Origin of the sequence: Rhizobium sp. WW_1, from assembly GCF_003610155.1 — a bacterium.
Lineage (GTDB): Bacteria > Pseudomonadota > Alphaproteobacteria > Rhizobiales > Rhizobiaceae > Rhizobium > Rhizobium tropici_A.
In genome coordinates, this window is the sequence record NZ_RAIN01000009.1 from 238,438 (window position 1) to 259,996 (window position 21,559).

20 protein-coding genes are annotated in these 21,559 nt (G+C 60.0%); 13 read left to right on the forward strand and 7 right to left on the reverse strand.

Going from position 1 to position 21,559, the window contains the following annotated elements; translation table 11 throughout:
- The first annotated feature begins 205 nt into the window (after nt 1-205).
- From BJ928_RS25380 to bmt, 3 genes are all read left to right on the forward strand, one after another.
- Nucleotides 206-1,117 carry a proline/glycine betaine ABC transporter permease gene (locus BJ928_RS25380; RefSeq protein WP_047632887.1) on the forward strand — a complete coding sequence of 304 codons (912 nt, stop codon included), beginning with the start codon at nt 206-208 and terminating at the stop codon, nt 1,115-1,117.
- Nucleotides 1,110-2,162: a glycine betaine/L-proline ABC transporter ATP-binding protein gene (locus tag BJ928_RS25385; protein ID WP_047632885.1), complete on the forward strand. Its 1,053-nt coding sequence runs from the start codon at nt 1,110-1,112 to the stop codon at nt 2,160-2,162. The genes BJ928_RS25380 and BJ928_RS25385 overlap by 8 nt, the downstream gene beginning before the upstream one ends.
- A gap of 154 nt (nt 2,163-2,316) precedes the next feature.
- Nucleotides 2,317-3,330 (forward strand): betaine--homocysteine S-methyltransferase, encoded by a 1,014-nt coding sequence (bmt, locus tag BJ928_RS25390; RefSeq protein ID WP_047632884.1) that lies wholly within the window; start codon nt 2,317-2,319, stop codon nt 3,328-3,330.
- A gap of 119 nt (nt 3,331-3,449) precedes the next feature.
- Here bmt and glf read toward each other — a convergent pair whose 3' ends face one another.
- Together glf and BJ928_RS25400 are read right to left on the reverse strand one after the other, a co-directional pair.
- A complete protein-coding gene (glf, locus tag BJ928_RS25395) occupies nt 3,450-4,625 on the reverse strand; it encodes a UDP-galactopyranose mutase (RefSeq protein WP_047632882.1) in 1,176 nt (391 codons plus the stop codon).
- Between the two features lie 152 nt (nt 4,626-4,777).
- Nucleotides 4,778-5,917 carry a DUF707 domain-containing protein gene (locus BJ928_RS25400; RefSeq protein WP_052227769.1) on the reverse strand — a complete coding sequence of 380 codons (1,140 nt, stop codon included), beginning with the start codon at nt 5,915-5,917 and terminating at the stop codon, nt 4,778-4,780.
- Between the two features lie 360 nt (nt 5,918-6,277).
- On the opposite strand from BJ928_RS25400, the gene BJ928_RS25405 reads away from it, so the two are divergent.
- Nucleotides 6,278-8,164 (forward strand): glycosyltransferase, encoded by a 1,887-nt coding sequence (locus BJ928_RS25405; protein ID WP_052227768.1) that lies wholly within the window; start codon nt 6,278-6,280, stop codon nt 8,162-8,164.
- Nucleotides 8,165-8,259: 95 nt separating this feature from the next.
- Here the strand turns inward: BJ928_RS25405 and BJ928_RS25410 are convergent, their stop codons facing one another.
- Nucleotides 8,260-9,249: a glycosyltransferase family 2 protein gene (locus BJ928_RS25410; RefSeq protein WP_047632881.1), complete on the reverse strand. Its 990-nt coding sequence runs from the start codon at nt 9,247-9,249 to the stop codon at nt 8,260-8,262.
- A 293-nt stretch (nt 9,250-9,542) separates the two neighbouring features.
- Here BJ928_RS25410 and BJ928_RS25415 point away from each other — a divergent pair, with 293 nt between their 5' ends.
- Entirely contained in the window at nt 9,543-10,757 is a 1,215-nt protein-coding gene (locus BJ928_RS25415; protein WP_047632879.1) for a glycosyltransferase family 2 protein, read from the forward strand.
- Nucleotides 10,758-10,828: 71 nt separating this feature from the next.
- Here the strand turns inward: BJ928_RS25415 and BJ928_RS25420 are convergent, their stop codons facing one another.
- The 3 genes from BJ928_RS25420 to BJ928_RS25430 form a co-directional block, all read right to left on the reverse strand.
- Entirely contained in the window at nt 10,829-11,557 is a 729-nt protein-coding gene (locus BJ928_RS25420) for a phosphodiester glycosidase family protein (protein ID WP_183079452.1), read from the reverse strand.
- Nucleotides 11,558-11,642: 85 nt separating this feature from the next.
- Entirely contained in the window at nt 11,643-12,335 is a 693-nt protein-coding gene (locus tag BJ928_RS25425; protein ID WP_047632878.1) for a 4Fe-4S dicluster domain-containing protein, read from the reverse strand.
- A 101-nt stretch (nt 12,336-12,436) separates the two neighbouring features.
- Complete coding sequence (locus tag BJ928_RS25430) at nt 12,437-14,005, reverse strand: trimethylamine methyltransferase family protein (RefSeq protein WP_245432535.1); 1,569 nt, start codon at nt 14,003-14,005, stop codon at nt 12,437-12,439.
- A 268-nt stretch (nt 14,006-14,273) separates the two neighbouring features.
- Here BJ928_RS25430 and BJ928_RS25435 point away from each other — a divergent pair, with 268 nt between their 5' ends.
- Nucleotides 14,274-14,975: a B12-binding domain-containing protein gene (locus BJ928_RS25435; protein WP_047633207.1), complete on the forward strand. Its 702-nt coding sequence runs from the start codon at nt 14,274-14,276 to the stop codon at nt 14,973-14,975.
- A gap of 66 nt (nt 14,976-15,041) precedes the next feature.
- On the opposite strand, the gene BJ928_RS25440 is transcribed toward BJ928_RS25435, so the two are convergent.
- On the reverse strand, nt 15,042-15,200 hold the full coding sequence (locus tag BJ928_RS25440; protein ID WP_047632875.1) for an entericidin A/B family lipoprotein: 159 nt from the start codon (nt 15,198-15,200) through the stop codon (nt 15,042-15,044).
- 19 nt (nt 15,201-15,219) lie between these two features.
- Here BJ928_RS25440 and BJ928_RS25445 point away from each other — a divergent pair, with 19 nt between their 5' ends.
- The 7 genes from BJ928_RS25445 (at nt 15,220) to BJ928_RS25475 (ending at nt 21,548) form a co-directional block, all read left to right on the forward strand.
- Entirely contained in the window at nt 15,220-15,858 is a 639-nt protein-coding gene (locus BJ928_RS25445; RefSeq protein WP_052227767.1) for a DUF1638 domain-containing protein, read from the forward strand.
- Between the two features lie 236 nt (nt 15,859-16,094).
- Nucleotides 16,095-16,397, forward strand: coding sequence for a virulence factor (locus BJ928_RS25450; protein ID WP_047632874.1), 303 nt, complete (start codon nt 16,095-16,097; stop codon nt 16,395-16,397).
- Complete coding sequence (locus BJ928_RS25455) at nt 16,390-16,968, forward strand: methylenetetrahydrofolate reductase C-terminal domain-containing protein (RefSeq protein WP_047632872.1); 579 nt, start codon at nt 16,390-16,392, stop codon at nt 16,966-16,968. Before BJ928_RS25450 ends, BJ928_RS25455 begins: the two co-directional genes overlap by 8 nt.
- A 3-nt stretch (nt 16,969-16,971) precedes the next feature.
- Nucleotides 16,972-18,078, forward strand: coding sequence for a methylenetetrahydrofolate reductase (locus BJ928_RS25460; protein ID WP_047632870.1), 1,107 nt, complete (start codon nt 16,972-16,974; stop codon nt 18,076-18,078).
- Between the two features lie 102 nt (nt 18,079-18,180).
- Entirely contained in the window at nt 18,181-19,146 is a 966-nt protein-coding gene (locus BJ928_RS25465; protein WP_047632869.1) for a methyltetrahydrofolate cobalamin methyltransferase, read from the forward strand.
- 2 nt (nt 19,147-19,148) lie between these two features.
- Nucleotides 19,149-19,493, forward strand: a complete 345-nt coding sequence (locus BJ928_RS25470) for a hypothetical protein (RefSeq protein ID WP_047632867.1) — start codon at nt 19,149-19,151, stop codon at nt 19,491-19,493.
- 54 nt (nt 19,494-19,547) lie between these two features.
- The gene (locus tag BJ928_RS25475) at nt 19,548-21,548 is read left to right on the forward strand and encodes an ASKHA domain-containing protein (RefSeq protein ID WP_052227775.1); all 2,001 of its coding nucleotides are present in this window, start codon (nt 19,548-19,550) and stop codon (nt 21,546-21,548) included.
- The last annotated feature ends 11 nt before the right edge of the window (nt 21,549-21,559 follow it).

The following is a 21,559-nucleotide window of genomic DNA, read 5'->3' on the forward strand; positions in this document are numbered from 1 at the left end:
TTCATGTTTACTGGTGGCGGCCGCGACGACACTCATATCGACAGAACGACACAGGCTCAGGTCGCAACGAGTGCAGATCGGTAGCCGGGAATGTAGTAAGAATTGATGGGCAGCCTGAAGAACCGGTCGCAGCGCTGCATTGCCATTCGCATGTGAAGGCCACACGAGCGGAGTGGGACAGAACCGGACTAAGAAGGGGAAATACATGGCTATTCAGTGTACGATCCTGCCGAATGTGCTCTGCAACTTTCCGGCAATAGACGAGTCGATCATCCGTCTCGCACGCAAGAATATCGATGACGGTTTCAGAGCGTCGGTGCGCGCCTATGGCAATCTTATCGATGCCATCGTGCAGCCACTGCAATGGTTTCTGAACTATCTCGAATGGGTTTTCACCAACACGCCCTGGTTCATCATACTCGTCGCGATGATGCTCGTCGTCTATGCCGCCAGCCGCAATCTCAAAATTGTCGTTGGCACAGCGATCTCCATGATCCTCATCGGCGTCTTCGGCCTGTGGACCGATACGATGACAACGCTTGCCATGGTGACGGTCTGTACGCTCATCGCCATCATCATCGGCTTGCCGATCGGCATATTGATGGCGCGCTCCGACAGGCTGCAATCGATCGTCAACCCGATCCTCGACGTCATGCAGACCATGCCGAGCTTCGTCTATCTCATTCCGGTCGTCGTTATCTTCGGCATCGGCAAGGTCCCCGGCCTCATCGCCGTCGTCATCTATGCCGTCCCGCCGATGATCCGCCTGACCAATCTCGGCATCCGTCTCGTCGACAAGGAGGTGCTGGAAGCAGCCGACGCTTTCGGATCGTCGCATCGCCAGAAGCTGTTCAACGTGCAGATCCCGCTTGCGCTGCCCACCATCATGGCCGGCATCAACCAGACCATCATGATGTCGCTCGCCATGGTCGTCGTTGCCTCCATGGTCGGCGTCGGCGGGCTCGGCAAGAATACGCTGCAGGCGATCAACAACCAGTTCTTCACCGTCGGCTTCCTCAACGGTTTCGCACTGGTCGCAATCGCCATCATTTTCGACCGCACGAGCCAGGCCTATGGCAGAAGGCTCCAGAAGCACTCGGAGGTCATTCATGGCTAGTCACGCGATCCAGATCAAAAGCCTCTACAAGATCTTCGGCCCGCGCGGACGCGATTATGTGGACCAGGTCAAGAACGGCTTGGGCAAGGCCGAACTCAACGAGACGCATGGCCATGTGCTCGGCCTGCAGGATATCAACATCGACATGCCGGCCGGCGCCATCACCGTCGTCATGGGCCTTTCCGGCTCTGGCAAGTCGACGCTGATCCGCCACATCAACCGGTTGATCGAGCCGACCGTCGGCGAAGTCCTTTATGACGGCGTCGACGTCTGCAAGATGAACGAAAACGATCTGCGCGAATTCCGCCGGCACAAGACGGCGATGGTGTTTCAGAAATTCGCGCTTCTGCCGCACCGCACCGTCATCGAGAACACGATCTATGGCCTGGACATCCAGGGCGTGCCGCGCGCTGAAAGCGAGAAGAAGGGCCAGTACTGGATCGAGCGTGTCGGGCTCAAGGGCTTCGAGAGGCATTATCCGAACCAGCTTTCCGGCGGCATGCAGCAGCGCGTCGGCCTTGCCCGCGCCCTGACGAACGATGCCGACATCCTGCTGATGGACGAGGCCTACTCTGCGCTTGATCCTCTGATCCGCGTCGACATGCAGACTGTCCTGCTCGACCTGCAGAAGGAGTTGAAGAAGACCGTCGTCTTCATCACCCACGATCTCGACGAGGCTCTGCGCCTCGGCGACAAGATCGCGATCCTGCGCGACGGCAAGGTCGTACAGCAGGGAACCGGCCAGCAGATCGTGCTGCAGCCGGCCGACGACTACATCACCGCCTTCGTCAAGGAAGTGAACCGCGGCCGCGTCATCCAGACCCAGACGATCATGAAGCCGCTCGCCGGCGAAACGGGCGGCACTCGCGTACCCGGCGACATGACACTGGAAGTCGCTGCTAAGCAGATCACCGAGGCAGGTCAGACCGGCGCGGTGGTTACCGATGCTGGCGGTAAGCCGATCGGGACGATCGATTTGCAAAGCATCATCGCATCCATGGTCACGCCGACGTCACACGAAACGGCGCAGATGGTCGCAGCCTAAAGCCATCGTTATCCGAGTGGAAAAGCGCCCTCATCAGGGCGCTTTTCTCTGCGACGGCGCTGCAGCGACATCAGATAGCCCCATCTCGCAGTTGTCTTCACATAAAGAAATGTTTATATCTACATATAACACCCGATGTATTCGAGGATACGCCATGACCGTCGCCATCAATCCCTTGACCGATCTTCTTGCCGAAAAGGGCGTTCTGCTTGCCGACGGCGCAACGGGCACCAACCTCTTCGCCATGGGCCTGGAGGCGGGTGAAGCGCCCGAACTCTGGAACGAACAGCATCCGGACCGGATCTCGAAGCTGCATCAGGATTTCGTCGACGCCGGCGCCGACATCATCCTCACCAATACCTTCGGCGGCACCCGTCATCGCCTGAAACTGCATCATGCACAGGATCGCGTGCACAGCCTCAACAAGACGGCGGCGGAAATAGCTCGCGCCGTTGCCGACAAGGCTGACCGCAAGGTCATCGTCGCCGGCTCCGTCGGCCCGACGGGCGAACTGCTGATACCGCTTGGCGCCTTGACCTACGAAGATGCCGTTGCGGCCTTCGTCGAGCAGATGGAAGGTCTTCAGGCCGGCGGCGCCGATGTCGCCTGGATCGAAACCATGTCTTCTCCGGACGAAATCCGCGCCGCAGCCGAGGCCGCCGCCAAGGTCGGCCTGCCCTACACCTATACCGGCTCCTTCGATACCGCCGGCAAGACGATGATGGGTCTGCATCCGAAGGACATCCATGCCGTCGCCACCGATATCGGCGCAGGACCGCTCGCAGTCGGCGCCAATTGCGGTGTCGGCGCTTCCGACATCCTGTCGAGCCTCCTCGACATGACCGAAGCCGACCCCGCAGCGATCGTTGTCGTGAAGGGCAATTGCGGCATTCCCGAATATCGCGGCGCCGAGATCCACTACTCCGGCACGCCGCCGCTGATGGCCGACTATGCCCGCCTTGCACGCGATGCCGGCGCCAAGATCATCGGCGGCTGCTGTGGCACGTCCTGCGACCATCTGGCCGCGATGCGGCAGGCGCTGGACAGCTACGTCCCCGGCCCGCGCCCGACATTGGAGACGATCATCGAACGGATCGGTCCGCTGCGCAACAAGACCGCTAACGAAGGCGGCGCCGCACCCTCACGCGAGCGCCGCAGACGGTCGTAACGAAACGAAAGAAAGCCCGGCAACCGGGCTTTCTCTTTATTATTCAATTACTTCCATAAAGACTTTCGCTCGGCAGCATCTTCAAACCATGCCGAAAGTGAATTCGCGCCTGCCGCTCTCTATTTCTCACCGCCGATGGCACGGCCTTCGGTGAAATGCGGAACGATGCGGCTGTCAAATGCCTTCAAAGCCGCGCCGATGGCCTGGTGCATATCGAGATAGCGGTAGGTGCCGAGCCGGCCACCGAAATGGACATTCGCTTCCGCTTCCGCACGCTCGCGATAGCGCAGGAAGACTTCCTTGTCCTGCCGCGTGTCGATCGGATAATAGGGCTCGTCGGCGCGCTTGGCTGAGCGTGAATATTCCCGCACCACGACCGTCTTCTCGTTCTGGTAGCTGCGCTCGGGATTGAAGTGGCGGAACTCGAGAATGCGGGTGTAAGGCACAGCCTCATCGGCATAGTTCATGACCGCCATGCCCTGGAAATCGCCGGTATTCAGCGTCTCCCTCTCGAAGTCGATGGTGCGCCATCCAAGCTCGCCCTCGGAATAGTCGAAATAGCGGTCGATCGGGCCGGTATAGACGATCGGCAGGTCGTCCGGCAGCGAGGATTTCAGCGAGAAGAAATCAACGCCGAGGGCGATCTGGATCTTCGGATGCTTCAGCATCCTGTCGAAAATCGCGGTGTAGCCGTCGACCGGCAAGCCTTCATACTTGTCGTTGAAGTAACGATTGTCGAAGGTGTAGCGGACCGGCAGGCGCGTGATGATATGTTCGGGAAGATCCCGCGGGTCCGTCTGCCATTGCTTGGCCGTGTAGCCGCGAATGAACGCTTCGTACAAGGGCCGGCCGATCAGCGAAATCGCCTTCTCTTCGAGATTCGCCGGATGGCGGCCCGCCATTTCCGCCGCCTGTTCGGCGATCAGTGCCCGCGCCTCATCGGGAGAAAGACGCCGGTTGAAGAATTGAGAAATCGTGCCGAGATTGATCGGCATCGAATAGACCTGATCGCGATATGTCGAATAGACCCGGTGCTTATAATCGGTAAATGCCGTGAAACGGTTGAGATAGGTCCAGACCGTTTCGTTCGGCGTGTGGAAGAGATGCGCACCATAACGGTGGACCTCGATGCCGGTCTCGCCATCAAATTCGCTATAGGCATTGCCGCCGATATGGCTGCGTCGGTCGATCACCAGCACGTTCTTCTGCAGCTCGTTCGCCACGCGCTCCGCAATCGTCGCACCGTAAAACCCGGCGCCGACGATCAATAGGTCTACCTTCGAAAAATCGATCATGCTTTCAAACTTTCAGTACCGGCAAATCTTGATGGCGGCTGCAACCGAATGCGTCAGTCAGACCAGGCAATCCGGGAGACGTCAGCGCAAAGGAAAGAATTGCGCTGACGGGATCGACCGATCCGTCGCTGGAGAACAGAGATGCGGGACGCTTACCAGACACCGGCATATTGCAGGGGCGTATACTGATAGGTCCTGAACAGTGCCGCCTGCTCTTCGACAGCCGCATTGACATTGTAGGTCGCGCCCAGCGGCCGGGTGTGGGCAACAGAGATGGCATCGATGATCCCCATGCGTGCCGCCGGCCGGCCGAGGAAGGACGGCCAGAGATGGTCGAGGCCATATCCCGATTCGACATCCCGCATGGACTCGATGCAGATATGCAGCGCGCGCCGCGAGAAGACCGGGCACATGATTTCAACGAACCCTTCGAAACGCACGACGCTGTTTGACCGCTGAACCGTCAGGGGATGGTTCGGGTAAGAGCCTGGCCCTTTCTTCAGCGATGGTTGCGCCAGATCCAGACCATGCTTGTGCGACAGGTGAAACATCCTGTTGATGTCTTCGCCGTCACACAGCAGATCGTCGTCCGGCAGCCAGATTCGCTCGTAGTTCCAGAGTGGGCTGCCTTCGTGGAAGAGGTCGTAGATGATCTTGAACTTCTTGGTCTTCGGAATATGCGCCAGATATTCGTAAGGGCTGCCGGAAACCTCCGGCGTCTCCGCGCCATAATAGCCGATGCAGAGATCCCAGTTGCGCGATGCATCGTCGATCTTCTCGAACCAGCGCGGATGAAGCGATTTCGAACCGGCCGGCACGACCACGAGATTAGGGCGCCGCAGCCCTTCCTGAGGCTGCGCCAGAAACTTGGCCTTGCGCTCGACCCCTGACGGCGTCGAAAACAGCGGATGCGGAGGGTGATCGGCAGGCACCAGCAGATAGGTGCTATCGACGCCCCCAATGACGCCGCGCCCGGCAAGCGCCATGAGATTGCCGCCCTCGATATGAGCGGAATCGAAAATGACGGAGGGCAACCCATCCCTGTCGATGAGGCAGAGGCGCCCGCCCATGACATGCCAGAAATCGACGGCCGGATCGAAATAATTGCCGATCATGCCATCGGGCGCCAAGACCATGAAGCGTGAGAATATTCCGCGATTAACGTCGCCGAGGCCCCAGAATGTGCCGCTCAACATGTCCTGGGTCACCGGCGGCGCATCGGACCATTGTATCTGGCTCGCCGGATGCGCTTCGTAGGCGGGCGTGTGCAGGCTGTTCGCTGCCAATGACATGTGGACTGTCCCCTAAATTCCGAACCCCAGGTAACGGCCCGATCCGAGGAAAGCAGCCAGACAATATGGCTCCCGGAGATTCGCTCGCGATCGAGCTCGTTTGATCGGCACTTTGGCCGTTATTCCTTTTGCGAAGCTTGTGGAGGAGATCGGAGGTCGCCTGCCGCCGAGGGGAGGCATTTCGGACAATCCAGCCTCGCGAAAGTTGGCCGGCATAATCTTGGGGCTGGAATTTCTACGCGGGGGCAATCGCGCTGGGAATATCGCCAAGAACGTCGGTGCTCGGCGGACACGAAGGTCGGTCGTGTCGTCCGTCAGGTCGAGACTAAGAACCACTCGTCTCATTTACGGTAGCAGAAGATGCATCAGAAGAAAAAGCTGGCCATAATCATCGAAGTCGATAGCTTCATCGGCGATATATTCCAACATCTGTCAAAGACCTATGAAGTCATGGCGATCCAGCCAAGCACTTTGAAGGAGATCGAGACGGCTGTGGAATGGGCCGATATCGTCTGGTTCGAATTCTGCAACGAGCTCTTCGTCCATGCGATCAACCAGAATATCAAGCGCCTCGGCAAGCGCGTCATCGCGCGCTGGCATCGCTTCGAGATCGTGGAATCGAATTTCCCCGAACGCATCGACTTCGGCGCCATCGACGATCTGATTCTGGTGTCGCATGACATGCTGCGCGTCCTGAAACTCAGGGCGCCGCACGTTACCCAGAAGACGCGCACCCATGTCGTGTGGAACGGTCTCAACCTCGACAAGTTCAAGCCGATCCCGTCGCTCGACAAGAAGAAGATCGCCTGGGCCGCCAAGCCCTTCATGCGCAAGAATCAGCCGCTCTTCCTGCAGATCATGCACGCGCTGGTGAAACGCGACCCTTCCTACACGCTGCATGTGGCCGGCGAGCAGGAAGAGTTCGTCATGATGCCCTATCTCAAGCGCACGACGGAAAAGCTCGGCCTCACCCGCAACGTGTTTTTCCACGGCTGGCAGCGCAACATGCCGGCGTTCCTCGCCGACAAGGGTGTCATCTTGTCGACTTCCGTGCATGAAAGCTTCGGCTACAATATCGCCGAAGCCATGGCCGTCGGCGCCCTGCCCGTGGTCCATGATTATCCCGGCGCGGAAGAGTTCTGGCCCGATGAAATCCGCTTCTCGTCGGTGGACGAAGCCGTCGAAAAGATCGTCAACGGCCAGACCCATCAGTGGATGCAATATGTCCAGGAGAAGTTCCCGCTCGCCAAGCAGCTGCGCGAACTCGATATCGTCATGGGCGATCGGGTGGCGGAGGTCGCAAAGCCGTTGGCTTGGCCTTCGCTGGAACAGAAGGCCGGTTCGAATATGAAGCGGCCAGTCCCGCTTTGGCTGGCTCAGCGACCGGCGCCCGCACCGCAAATCCCGCAGCCCGCACCCATTACGCAGGCGATATCGGTGCACCAGATTCGCGAGGCCATGCCGGTTGCCGAGGTGGCAATGCAGCCGTTGCAGCAGCCCTACCCGGCGCAGCCGCAGCCTGTCCCGCCGCCGTCCGTGGAACGGCTTGCCCCCGTCACGCCTCTGGAACAGCCGATGCGGCGATCGGAGGCTTCCCCTTCCTTCGACTCCACCGGCTATTGGGAAGGACGCTATCGCAACGGCGGCAATTCCGGCGCCGGTTCCTACGACGTGCTCGCCAATTACAAGGGACAATTCCTGAATAGCTTCGCCCGCAAGAAGGGGCTCAAATCCTTTGCGGAGATGGGCTCCGGCGATGGCAACCAGCTGAAATATTTCTCGTTCGACCGCTATACCGGCTTCGATGTCTCGAAGACGGTCATTGAACGCACGATGATGATGTACAGGGACAAGACGAACTACAACTTCGTCTGGCTGGGCGATCAGTCGCTGGATTGGGAAATGCATGAGGACGCCTACGACTGCGCCCTGTCGCTCGACGTCCTCTATCACCTGATCGACGACAATATCTACGTCAACTATCTCGACCAGCTTTTCTCCCTGCCCCAGCGCTATGTCGTCATCTACGCCTCCAATTTTGACGGCCCGGATATTCGCGGCGCTTCGCATGTGCGCCATCGCAAGTTCACCACGGATATCGCCAACCGGTTCCCGCAATGGACATTGCTGAAGCTCGTCGAAAACCCGTACAAGTTCAAGGAATCGACCGAGGCTGATTTTGCGATCTACAGCCGCGACGAATTTGAAAACGGGTTGGACCTGAACGAACTCGACGCCATCCGATAAACCAGCCTGAAACAGAAAGAGAGGCGCCGCGGTCATGCCGCGGCGCCTCTCCTTTTGTTGCGAATAGATCCAGAAGCGAGCGGTATCTTAGCCGGCTACCTTGGCGTCTTGCCAAGTACCAGATGCGGCGCCTGCTTCAGTCTCAACGCGATATCGGCGGTTTCGAACGACTGCCTGCGCACATTCTCATAGTCTGCCTGGCCATATCCTTCGTAGCATTGCCGGATCAGCGCGAAGAAACGCTCCCTCAGATCGAACGGCAATTGCGGATAGATCCAATCCAGCAAATCGAATTTGCTGCGGAGGAACCACTGATAATAGGCCTCTTTCATCCGAGGCTGGCTTGCAAACAGCGCTTCGACCTCTGCAAATGCCTTGAACACCTCGAAGCGCTTTTCCGTGAAGACGTTCGTAAGTTGCGCGCCGTCCTGATAAACACGATGGCCTATGAGGTAGCGGTTCATCATGCCGATCTTCCGGGCATGCAGATAGATATGCCAGTGAGCGTAGATGTCATTGTGGACGCGGGTCTCGGAGAAGCGGAGACCCGTCTCCTGGCAAAGCTTGGCGCTGACGATCTTGTTCCATGGGAAATTCACAGTGAAGAGCAGACGGCTGCACTGATCGAGCGTGAAAACGCCGATATCGGCATGGCCGACCAGCGCCTGCCAGGCGTCGTTGTCGATCGGCAGCATCGGATCGAGACGGCCGTTCCGGTCGGTAACATAACGATAGCGAAACACCATCACATCGCACGCGTTGGCTTCTATGTGGTAGACGACCTCATCGATCGAGCGATGAGCCAGCATGTCGTCGGCGTCGAGAAAATAGTAGTAGTCGCCACGGGCAGCTGCCATGCCGGCATTCCGGCTGTACCCCGCCCCGCCATTTTGAGGATTGCGCAGCAGCCGCACGCGCTGGTCGCCTTGAGCGTATCGCTCGACGATCATTGCGGTGGCATCGCGCGACATATCGTCGACCACGATCACTTCGAGGACGTCGCGGTTCTCCAGAACGGAGGCAATGGTTTCGCCGATGGATTCCTGCGCGTTGTAGGCGGGAATGATGACGCTGACTTTACTCACAGGGGTCTCCTGACTCTGACACGGACGCCGAACTGGGGCTATCGGCGCTCCATGTGCCTCTGGCTATGAGCCGCTTTTCGGGGCGAGGCAACCTCGAAACGGGCAATCACCTCCTGCCGGGACCGCAGGATGCGCTTGCCGGAACATAGGGAGCAGAACTTGCACTGAACTGGATCGCGGGCGTCTCCCGCAATCCAATCGATCAGAGCTCTCCAGCCCCGCGAAAGCAATCCGTCCTATGTTCAAATCAAAGTCAGCGCATGGAATCGCGTTGATGCACTGTGGAGAAATCGATGTCTTCTGCCCAAGTCCCCGTCCTTTCGATCTGCGTTCCGACCTATAACCGTCAGTTCATGCTCGAGCGGAACATCAATTTCCACTTGGAGGAATTCCGCCGGCTGGGCCTTCCCTTCGAAATCGTCGTCGTCGACGATTGTTCTACGGACGAGACCGCCGCCTACATCCAGTCGATTTCGCATCATCCGGAAATCAGCGCCTATCGCCGGGCAAGCAACTCCGGCTTCCTCAGCAACTATGCCTTCGCCATGCAGCGAGCCCGCGGCCACTACGCGGTCTTTCTTGGCGACGACGATCTGCTGATCCCGGAAAAGGTGGTCGAGTATCTCCGCATCATGGTGGACGATAAGAACATCGGCATGATCCAGGCGCCGTGGCTTCTGGTCGATGGCCGTCCGGGCGGCGGCGACATGCAGCCTTTCTATCACCTCTCCTATCCGACGCGTCACACCAAGGGCGACTTCCGCTCGATGCTCGAATTCATTCTCGACAAGCACGTCTTCCCCGAATTCATGATCATTCGGCGCGACGTTCTGACGAAGTCAATCTCCAGCCCGACGCCCTTCATCTTCTGGGCCTTCCTCTACACGACCCGCGCTCTGGACAAGGCCGACGTGCTGTTCATGCCGGAACCTTTCGCCCGCGTCACCGCCGTCTCCAACGATCCGCGCCTGCAGCAGGGCAACAAGGAATGCATGTTCCAGTGGGACAGCTACAGGGGCGGCCTCGAATATCTCGCCTCGCAGGCGCTGCGCGATAATCGCTATCCACCTGACTATCGCGGCTCGCTGATGCCGCGCATCACCGAATTCATGCTGCAGCGTCAGGCGGTCGCCATGAGCCTGCACGTCAATGCGCAGAACTGGGTCGAAGCCTACATCATGTATCACCGCATGGCGGCCTACCTGCCGACGCCGCTGCCGCCGGAATCCTACGACCAGATCCGGAAGCTGGCGGGCATCTCCACCGCCGCGACGGAAGCGATCGCCTTCAATGGCGAGCCAGTCATCATCGAGCCGATCATCGACGATGCCACCCTAAACCTTCTGCCGCAGTCGATCCGGCAGCATCTGTCAAGGGAGGCACCGCAGACCGGCAGCTACGACGGCAAGCCGCGTGCCTATCTTCGTTTCACCGAGGATTTTCCGGCCAATCCTGGCCCGAAGGACGGCCTCTTCAGCATCCTCACCTATATCGATCAGTTCGTCTGAGATTTGGTCGCGATAAACGAGGGCTCCGCGATGCCAATGCGTTGCGGGGCCTTTTGCGTTTCCGGTACCCGTCAGCCCGGCAACATTTCCGTCACGGCAATGATCGGCCCGAGCGGAAATAGGCTGTCACGCCTCTGCCATTCCGGAATGTCGAGGCTGGAAATGCTGCCGTCGAGAAACAGCGCATTCGGGCATTTCAGATCGTCGCGAAACAGCGTCGCAAAATCGTGGAAGCGCACCGGGCCATCGGAAATTGCAAACACGACCTTGCCGTCAGCGGTAACGCCGACGCCGTTTCTTGTCTTGAGGCTGGTGCTGTCGGCCAGAAACGACGGATGGAGCTTGCCATCGACGACCAGCATCGGGCCGGATTGCGTCGCGTAGAAGGGCTTGATGCCGGACGCCGCGAAGGCTTTGCTCTCCATGACCCCGGCTTCGCCCGAGCCAAGATAGAAGACGCCGTTCGGCAGCAGATGGAAATTGCCCCATCCCTTGTTTGTGTTGATAGCCTTCACTTCGCGACCGTTTTCGATGAAGAGGCCGACGGGAGACTGATCGTCGAGATACATGCCGCCGTTCATTGCAAAGCGCACGTAGATGCGATCCTGACGCAGATCGTTTTCCAGCGCCCGGAAGGAACCGTAAGGCCTACCGCTGCGATCGTTCTGAAAAATCTGGATATCGTCGCTGGCCGGATCGAAGCTGCAGACGGTATAGCCATTGCCGAGATGCTGAACCTTGCGGCAGCTTTCGCCGGCCGACGCGGTGGCGGCGCAGGCAAGAACGGCAAGGATGACCATCAATCGAATCAAGCGCATAGCTCCGCGTGAATAGCACAGACTTAGGAACGCATCGCAATACGGCGAAACAGGGAATGCGTGAAGATCAAAGCTGGAGTGCCGCCATGTGGAATGCAAGCTGTTCGGCGGAATAGCGATAACCCGCGCCGACCGGACAGGCATTGCGTGCAAGACAGCCGCTGACCATGCAGCCGGCCCGCCCTTCCGGCGTGCGCAAATGCGAGCGGCACCCCTGAACATGGAAACCTGCCGCACCGACAGCATCGACAGGACAGACCGCCATGCAAGGCTTTTCGACGCACAGATCGCATGGGTGCCGGGAAGAAGTCGCCATCTCGACATCCTCCAGCACGTCGGTAAAACCCAGCGCGCCGCGATATCCATGCCATAATCCATAAAGCGGATGAATCAGTATACCGAGCGGCGAGGCCTTCAAACCTTCGGCTCGCATCGCCCACTGCTGGAATGGTTGCCAGGGAGGGTCCGAAGGAAAATAGGCCGTGGCCCCCAACTCGCTTGCGACCGGCCGGATCATCGCCTTCGACCAATCGTCGAGGGGATCTTTGCGCATCCTGTTGGCGGGCATATCCAGCCACTTCGAAAAGGCCGGCCAGATCGAGCCGCCGATATTGCCCAGCAGGACGACACTTCGGGCGGATGTGCCATCGCTCAGATGCGGCCCTTCGCCTTCACTAAAGGACAGGCAACCGCGAACGAAAACTCCGTGGACGCCAAGCGCCGCACGGAGCTGTTCGACTATGGCGGGGCCGCGGCTCACCGTGGCCCCTTATACTGATAGTGCGGCCGCCAGACCTCCTTCTGGATCAGATCGGCAACACGCGTCGCACCGCCTTGCTCCCTGGCGGCCTCGGGCTCTCTTCAGGTGAAGGCGTCGGGCATGGAGTCCTTGCGCTTCTGGATATAGGCAATCAGCGCCTCATCGACGGCCGGATCGAGCGGCGGCGCTTCGTAGTGATCGAGCCAGGAGCGGCAAAGCGCGTTGGCCCGGTCCTCGATGCGCTTCTGGCCCTCGATCTCCCATTGTTCGAAGGAGTTGTTGTCGGCGAGGGCCGAGCGATAGAAGGCGGTCTGGAAATTCGCCTGCGTATGGCCGCAGCCAAGATAGTGGCTTCCGGGGCCGACTTCGCGGATGGCATCGAGCGCCTGACCGTTGTCGGAGAGGTCGATACCCTCAGCCATCTTCTGCATCATGCCGAGCTGATCCTGATCGATCATGAACTTCTCATAGGACGAGACAAGGCCGCCTTCGAGCCATCCCGCCGCGTGCAGCACGAAATTAGTTCCTGCCAGCAAAGTCATGTTCAGCGTGTTGGCGGATTCATGCGCGGCCTGGGCATCCGGCACCTTCGACCCGCAAAGCGAGCCGCCGGTACGGAACGGCAGGCCGAGACGGCGGGCGAGCTGGGCCGCGCCATAGGAGACAAGCGAAGGCTCCGGCGTGCCGAAGGTCGGCGCGCCCGACTGCATCGAAATGGATGCCGCGAATGTGCCGAACAGGACCGGCGAGCCCTTGCGGATCAGCTGCGTGAAGGAAGCGCCCGCCAGCACCTCGGCCAGGATCTGCGTCAGCGTGCCGGCCACCGTCACCGGGCTCATCGCGCCCGAGAGAATGAAGGGAGACACGACCGAGGCCTGATTGTGCCGCGCATAGACCTTCAGCGCGCCAAGCATGGTCTCGTCGAACACCATCGGCGAATTGGCGTTGATGAGGTTCAGCGTCACGCAGTTGTTTTCGACGAAATCGTCGCCGAAGACGATCTTTGCCATCGCGACCGTATCTTCGGCGCGCTCGGGCGCCGTGACCGAACCCATGAACGGCTTGTCGGAATATTTGATATGGCTGTAGACCATGTCGAGATGGCGCTTGTTGACCGGAATGTCGACAGGCTCGCAAACCGTGCCGCCCGACGAATGCATCGACGGCGCCATATAGGCCAGCTTCACGAAGTTGCGGAAATCCTCGATCGTCGCATAGCGGCGGTTGCCTTCGAGATCGCGCACGAAGGGTGGGCCGTAGACCGGCGCAAAGATCGTCGCCTTGCCGCCGACATGGACGTTGCGGGCGCTATTGCGCGCATGCCAGGTGAACTCCTTCGGCGCGGTCTTCAGAAGCTCGCGGCAAAGCCCCCTCGGGAAATGGACACGCTGCCCGCGCACATCAGCGCCGGCTTCCTTCCACAGAGCGAGAGCTTCGGCGTCGTCGCGAAACTCGATGCCGATTTCTTCGAGAACCGTCTCGGCATTGCGCTCGATGAGTTGCAAGCCCTCTTCATCGAGTACTTCGTAGACGCCGATCTTGCGGGTGATATAGGGGAGCGAAGGGCCAGGGCCGCCGCCGCTGCGCGACGCGCGCCGTGCCGCTGCACCCCTGCCCTCGCTACGAGAACGGCGCCCGCCGTCGCTTCCTGCAGTCGGTTGCTCAATCATATCGTCCATGATGTTCCCTCACTCCTGCGCATGATGCGTCTATCATGCCCCTATGCTATCCGATTCCGCCAAGCGGACGTTTCTTTATGCGCCAGCAATTAGCATAGGACAGACATCGATAGACAATATCAACTGTTCTTCATCCGTCGCGATTGATCAGCGCGACGTCGCATTCGAAAAGAGTTTTGGCAGAGTTCAGGTCTATCGATAATAACGGCAGTGTTTTATACAAGCCTCTGATGCATTGCACGAAAACGGGATGGAGCGCATGTCTGACGACGAAATCATTCTCGCGGAACTTTCTGACGAAGAGCTCGTGCAACAGATGCATGACGACCTCTACGACGGGTTGAAGGAGGAGATCGAGGAAGCGACGCAGATCCTTCTCGACCGCGGATGGACGCCCTACGACGTGCTGACGCAAGCTTTGGTCGAAGGCATGCGCATCGTCGGCATCGACTTCCGCGACGGCATTCTGTTCGTTCCCGAAGTTCTGCTCTCGGCCAATGCGATGAAGGCCGGCATGGCCATCCTGCGTCCGCTGCTGGCGCTGACTGGCGCACCAAAGCTCGGCAAGATGGTGATCGGCACCGTCAAGGGCGACATTCACGACATCGGCAAGAATCTTGTCGGCATGATGATGGAGGGCGCAGGCTTCGACGTCATCGACCTCGGCATCAACAACCCGGTCGAAAACTATCTTGACGCGATCGAACGCGAGCAGCCCGACATTCTCGGCATGTCTGCGCTGCTGACGACGACGATGCCTTACATGAAGGTCGTCATCGATACGCTGAAGGAAAAGGGCCTGCGCGACGATTACGTCGTCCTGGTCGGCGGCGCCCCGCTGAACGAGGAGTTCGGCAAGGCCGTCGGCGCCGACGCCTATTGCCGCGACGCCGCCGTCGCGGTCGAGACCGCCAAGGAATTCATGAAGCGCAAGCACAACAGCCTGGCCGCCGGCGCCTGATTGCAGACAACCAAAGGCCGGCGACAATCAACAGCTTGCCGCCGGCACATAGGCATCCCACATTGGTTATTGGGCAGCCTTCTTGACGGTATGACCGGCGTCCTCGGTCGCATTGACCGCATTGGCGGTATCTCTGCCCATGCCGCGAATGGTGTTGGCACATGAAGCAAGGACCATGAGGACGACGCAGGCGGTAGCAATTTTGGTAAGCGTCGGTGCAGTCATGATTGGGAACCCCCTCTGAGTGGATATCGATCAAAGAAGAGCGGAGAAAGACCCTCCGCGCAGTAAACGCATAACAACGCAAAAAGTTCATGTGATCGCGTGCGGCGCAATCGCACGCGAAATACTGGCGGTCACCAGAACAAACGGGCTCGATTACATCGATCTTCACTGTCTTCCCGCAATCTATCATTCCTATCCTCAGAAGATCGCTCCGGCCCTGGAAGAGGCGATTGCGGATGCTCGCTCGCGCGGCTTCGATAAGATCTTCATCGGCTATGCCGATTGCGGCACCGGGGGCGATATCGACCGGATCTGCGAGCGCGAGGGAATAGAGCGTCTTTCCGGCCCGCACTGTTATTCCTTCTTCACCGGCAACGAGGCTTTCGCAGCTCGAGACGATGATATCACGTCGTTTTTCCTCACTGACTTTCTCGCTCGTCAGTTCGAATCCTTTGTCGTCGTCCCGCTCGGTTTGGACCGGCATCCGGAGCTGCGCGACATGTATTTCGGCAATTATCGCAAGGTGGTCTATCTCTCGCAGGAGGAAGATCCCCAACTGCAGGCAAAGGCAAGGCAAGCTGCCTCCTACCTCGGCCTGGCCTATGAATATCGATACACCGGTTACGGCGATCTCGCCCGCGAATTGCTTGCGGTCTGATTACGACATCGGCGTCGCTTTTGGAAAAGATTTCGCTTTACCGAGACAGGCCCGCTGAGCAAGACAAGGGTGTTCGACCAGACTTCGAAACAGGCTGGCATATAGGACAAAGCGTATCATAGATGCTGACGAACGAGGTTTTTCCAGCTCGTCGTTTTTTGACATATGCCGCGTCGTGGCGAGCGCAGTCCGACGATCGGCCGACGTGCATTCTGGCGTGAAGAGGAGATTTGTGCATGGCGGATCGCATTGTCGTCTACTGGCGGGACATTCCGGCCCAGGTGATCATCAAGAAGGGCAGGCAGACGGCAAAACGCGAGCTTTCGCTGCGCTTCACCGAAGCAATCGACATGTGCGCCATGCGCACGGGCGCTGCCGAAACGGATGATTACCTGGCCGAATGGCGCAAGGCGGAGCCGGTGCCCGTCTCTGACGATCTCGAAGCGGAGGCCGACAAGGCGGCAAGCGAACTTGAGGCGGCTTACGATCGCGAGCGGCTGGTGGCGCTGGTGAAGGCGGGAGGCCGCGACAATGGCTGAGGCCGTCCAGAAGCCAGGCAATGCCGCCGCCGGCGCAAAGGCCGCCAGTGGCGCCTTTACGCCGGCCGGCGTCTCGCCCAACCGGCGCGCCCGGCGCAAATATACGGTTCGTCTCTGGGCCGTGCGTCATTCCCGCTTCTTCGAATGGTTTTATCGTCGCTTCGCCGACGCCTTTCTCCTGCTTCATCCTCTATGGAAGGCGTTCGGTTATGACCGCGTGGAGCGCCCGATCACCTTCATCGAACGCAATGTGAAGGGTTTCCTGTTCGATTGCCGCATGTGCGGCCAGTGCGCGCTGTCATCGACAGGCATGTCCTGCCCGATGAACTGTCCCAAGCAACTGCGCAACGGCCCGTGCGGCGGCGTTCGCGCCAACGGCAATTGCGAGGTGGAGCCCGACATGCCCTGCGTTTGGGTGCAGGCCTGGAACGGCTCCCGGAACATGACCGAGGGAGATGCGATCCTGAAGGTACAGAAACCGGTGAACCAATCGTTGCGCGAGACGTCCTCGTGGCTTCGCGTCACGGCGGAAGCGGCAGCGGCCCGCGAAGCGGCGAAGGGGGAAGCCTGAGCGATGGCGCCGATCGATGAAAACCCACTTGGCGTCCATCTGCCGCTCGATCCCCTGCCCGGCCATTACTCGCTCGGACGTCTGGAGCGTGTGCTTCGCCGCGGCGAATTCGCCGTCACGGCCGAGCTGAATCCGCCCGACAGCGCCAATGCCGAAGATGTCTATGAGCGTGCCGCGATTTTCGAAGGATGGGTGGACGGCATCAACGCTGTCGATGCCTCGGGTGCCAATTGCCATATGTCCTCGGTTGGGATCTGCGCCCTGCTGACGCGCATGGGCTACGCGCCCATCATGCAGATCGCCTGTCGCGACAGAAATCGCATCGCCATTCAGGGCGACGTGCTGGGTGCCGCCGCCATGGGCGTGTGCAACATCATGTGCCTGACCGGTGACGGCGTGCAGGCGGGCGATCAGCCGGGCGCCAAGCCGGTCTTCGATCTCGATTGCATGTCGCTGCTCGAAACCGTCCGCATCATGCGCGACAACGCCAAGTTCCTCTCGGGCCGCAAGCTGACGTCGCCGCCGAAACTCTTCCTGGGCGCCGCGATCAACCCCTTCGCACCGCCCTATGATTTTCGACCCTATCGGCTGGCCAAGAAGATCGAGGCCGGCGCGCAGTTCGTCCAGAGCCAGTATTGCTACGACGTGCCGATGTTCCGCGACTATATGAAGAAGGTGCGCGACCTCGGCCTGCACGAAAAATGCTTCATTCTCGTCGGCGTCGGTCCGCTCGCATCGGCAAAAACCGCCCGCTGGATGCGGTCGAACGTGCCGGGCGTCCATATTCCCGATGAAGTCATCAAGCGCATCGAAGGCGCGCAGGATCAGAAGAAGGAAGGCAAGCAGCTCTGCATCGACATCATCAACGAGGTGAAGGAGATCGAGGGCGTTTCCGGCATTCACGTCATGGCCTACCGCCAGGAAGAATATGTCGCCGAAATGGTGCATGATTCCGGCGTTCTGAAGGGCCGCCAGCCGTGGAAGCGCGAGGCGGGCCGCACCGATGCACTGGTTGCCGAAAGGCTGCACCAAATCAGCGAAGGCCGAGAAGAAAACCAGCAGGCGATGGCGGAGCTTGCAGCCCATCATACACCGCAGCAGACGCATTGATTTCGAAAGATCGCAGCCGCTTGGCGGAGGAGCCGGCCGGCTTGTAACCCAAATCACCGCACGATAGACCAGCTATCGGGCCAACGGACCAGAGGACCTGACATGACGCGTACCATCGTTGCCTCCGCCACGCGCGAGATCATAATTGGCTTCGACCAGCCTTTCTGCGTGATCGGCGAACGCATCAATCCGACGGGCCGCAAGAAGCTGGCCGCCGAGATGATCGAAGGCAATTTCGAGACGGTCATCAAGGACGCGCTGGAACAGGTGGCCGCCGGCGCAACCATGCTCGACGTCAACGCGGGCGTAACCTCCGTCAACCCGAATGAGACCGAGCCGGGCCTTCTCGTGCAGACGCTCGAGATCGTGCAGGGCCTGGTCGACGTACCGCTCTCGATCGACAGTTCGGTCACGGCTGCCATTGAAGCAGCCCTCAAGGTCGCCAAGGGCCGGCCGCTGGTCAATTCGGTGACGGGCGAAGAGGAAAAGCTCGAAGCCATCCTGCCGCTGGTCAAGAAATACGACGTGCCCGTTGTCGCCATCTCGAACGATGAGACCGGCATTTCCATGGACCCGGACGTCCGCTTCGCCGTTGCGAAGAAGATCGTCGAGCGCGCCATGGATCACGGCATCAAGCCGCATGACATCGTCGTCGATCCGCTGGTCATGCCGATCGGGGCGCTCGGCGATGCCGGCCGTCAGGTTTTTGCGCTCCTGCACCGCCTGCGCAACGAATTGAAGGTCAATACGACCTGCGGCCTTTCCAACATCTCCTTCGGCCTGCCGCATCGCCACGGCATCAATGCCGGCTTTATCCCGATGGTTATCGGCGCCGGCATGACCTCGGCGATCATGAACCCCTGCCGCCCGCAGGAAATGGAAGCCGTGCGCGCCGCCAATGTGCTGAACGGCACCGATGCCAATTGCACCAACTGGATCATGACCTATCGTGATCACAAGCCGGCAGAAGGCGCGGTTGCCGCACCGGCGACGGCTGCTCCCGCCGCCGGTGGCGGCCGACGTGGTGGCCGCGCGGCGCGTGCCGGCGCGGGAGCTGCGAGGGAATAGCGATGACCTATCCGAGCCGCCGCCTTTCCGAAGATCTCGCCACCTTGTGGATCGAGGCACCCATGGTAATGGGAATGCGCCTCTCGCAAATGTGGATGACGGCCCTGACCGGCGGGCGCGTCAACACGGCCGAATTCAACCGCATGATCACCGAAAAGATGGCGGCGGCGGGTGAAAGCGTCATCGCTGCGAACATGGCGATGGCTGAGCAGAATATCGCGGCGATGACCGCAATCGCGACCGGGCGCAAGACCTCGACCCAACGGGCGGCGAATTCGATCGCCCACGCGGCCGTCAAACCATACAGCAAGCGCGTTCGCTCGAACGTGCGGCGCCTTAGCAAATAGAAAGGCTGATCCGTGGCCGAAGCCAGCGACAGCGCAAAACCCCTCGTCCTCTTCATGCCTTCCGGCAAGCGCGGCCATTTTCCGGTAGGAACGCCCGTACTCGAGGCTGCGCGGCAGCTCGGCGTCTATGTCGAAAGCGTCTGCGGTGGTCGGGCGACCTGCGGACGCTGCCAGGTTTCGGTGCAGGAGGGCAATTTCGCCAAGCATAAGATCGTCTCGGCCAACGACCATCTTTCGCCGATCGGGCCGAAGGAGCGGCGCTACGCCGAGGTGCGCGACCTGCCCGAGGGACGCCGCCTCTCCTGTTCCGCCTTGATCCAGGGCGATCTCGTCATCGACGTGCCTCAGGATACCGTCATCAATGCGCAGGTGGTGCGAAAGGCGGCCGACGAGCGTGTCATCGCCCGCGATCCAGCAGTGCATATGTGTTATGTCGAGGTCGAGGAGCCCGACATGCACAAGCCGCTTGGCGATCTCGACCGCTTGAAGGCGGCGATTGCGGCAGACTGGAAATACGACAATCTCGAAGTTGATTTTCATCTCATTCCGCATGTGCAGTCGATCCTACGCAAGGGCGAATGGAAGGTAACCGCCGCCATCCATCGCGATCAGGACAGCGAGCGCCCGCGCCTCATCGCGCTCTATCCCGGCCTGAAGAACGAGGCCTACGGCATCGCCTGCGATATCGGCTCGACGACGATCGCCATGCACTTGTCGTCGCTGCTCTCGGGCCGAACCGTCGCATCGGCCGGCGCCTCCAACCCACAGATCCGCTTCGGCGAGGATTTGATGAGCCGCGTTTCCTACGTGATGATGAACCCGGACGGCCGCGAGGCCATGACCAACGCGGTGCGCGAAGCCTTGAACGGATTGATCGACAAGGTCTGCACCGATGGCGGCGTGTCGCGCGAGGATATTCTGAACGCCGTCTTCGTTGGCAATCCGATCATGCATCATCTCTTTCTCGGCATCGACCCGACCGAGCTTGGCGGCGCTCCTTTCGCACTTGCCGTCTCCGGTGCTGTGCATTTGAAATCGGCCGAGATCGGCTTGCCGATGAATACAGGCACCCGCATCTACATGCTGCCCTGCATCGCTGGCCACGTCGGCGCCGATGCCGCCGCCGCCACGCTCGCCGAGGGGCCGCATCGCCAGGATGAGATGATGTTGCTGGTCGATATCGGCACCAATGCCGAAATCGTGCTCGGCAACCGCCATCGCGTCGTTGCTGCCTCCTCCCCGACCGGCCCCGCTTTCGAAGGCGCCGAGATTTCGAGTGGCCAGCGCGCGGCACCCGGCGCCATCGAGCGCGTGCGCATCGATCCGATAACGCTGGAACCGCGCTACCGCGTCATCGGCATCGAGCCGTGGTCGGATGAGCCAGGTTTCGAAGAAGCCGCAGCCAAGGTCGGCGTAACAGGCATCTGCGGCTCGGCCATTATCGAGGTCGTCGCCGAAATGTTCCTGACCGGCATCATCTCGGAAGACGGCGTCGTCGACGGCTCGATGGCGGCGCGCTCGCCGCGCATCCTGCAGAACGGCCGTACCTTCTCCTACCTGCTGCGCGACGGCGAACCGCGTATCACGGTCACCCAGAACGACATCCGCGCCATCCAGCTCGCCAAGGCGGCACTTTATGCCGGTGTCAAGCTGCTGATGGACAAGCAGGGAATCGGGCATGTCGACCGCATCGGCCTTGCAGGCGCCTTCGGCACCTTCATCGATCCGAAATATGCGATGGTGCTGGGCCTGATACCCGACTGCAATCTCGACAAGGTCAAGGCCGTCGGCAATGCCGCGGGCACCGGCGCGCGCATGGCGCTGCTCAACCGCGGCTACCGTCGCGAGATCGAGGAAACAGTCAGGAAAATCGAGAAGATAGAAACAGCGCTTGAATCAAAGTTTCAGGAGCATTTCGTCTACGCCATGGCTCTGCCGAACAAGGTGGACAGCTTCCCCGAACTCAGCAAGGTCATAACCTTGCCGGAGCGCAAGCAAGCGTCGGATGATGGCGGAGAAGCCGGCGGCCGCAGACGTCGCCGCAGCCGCGAGTAGAAAACAACTGG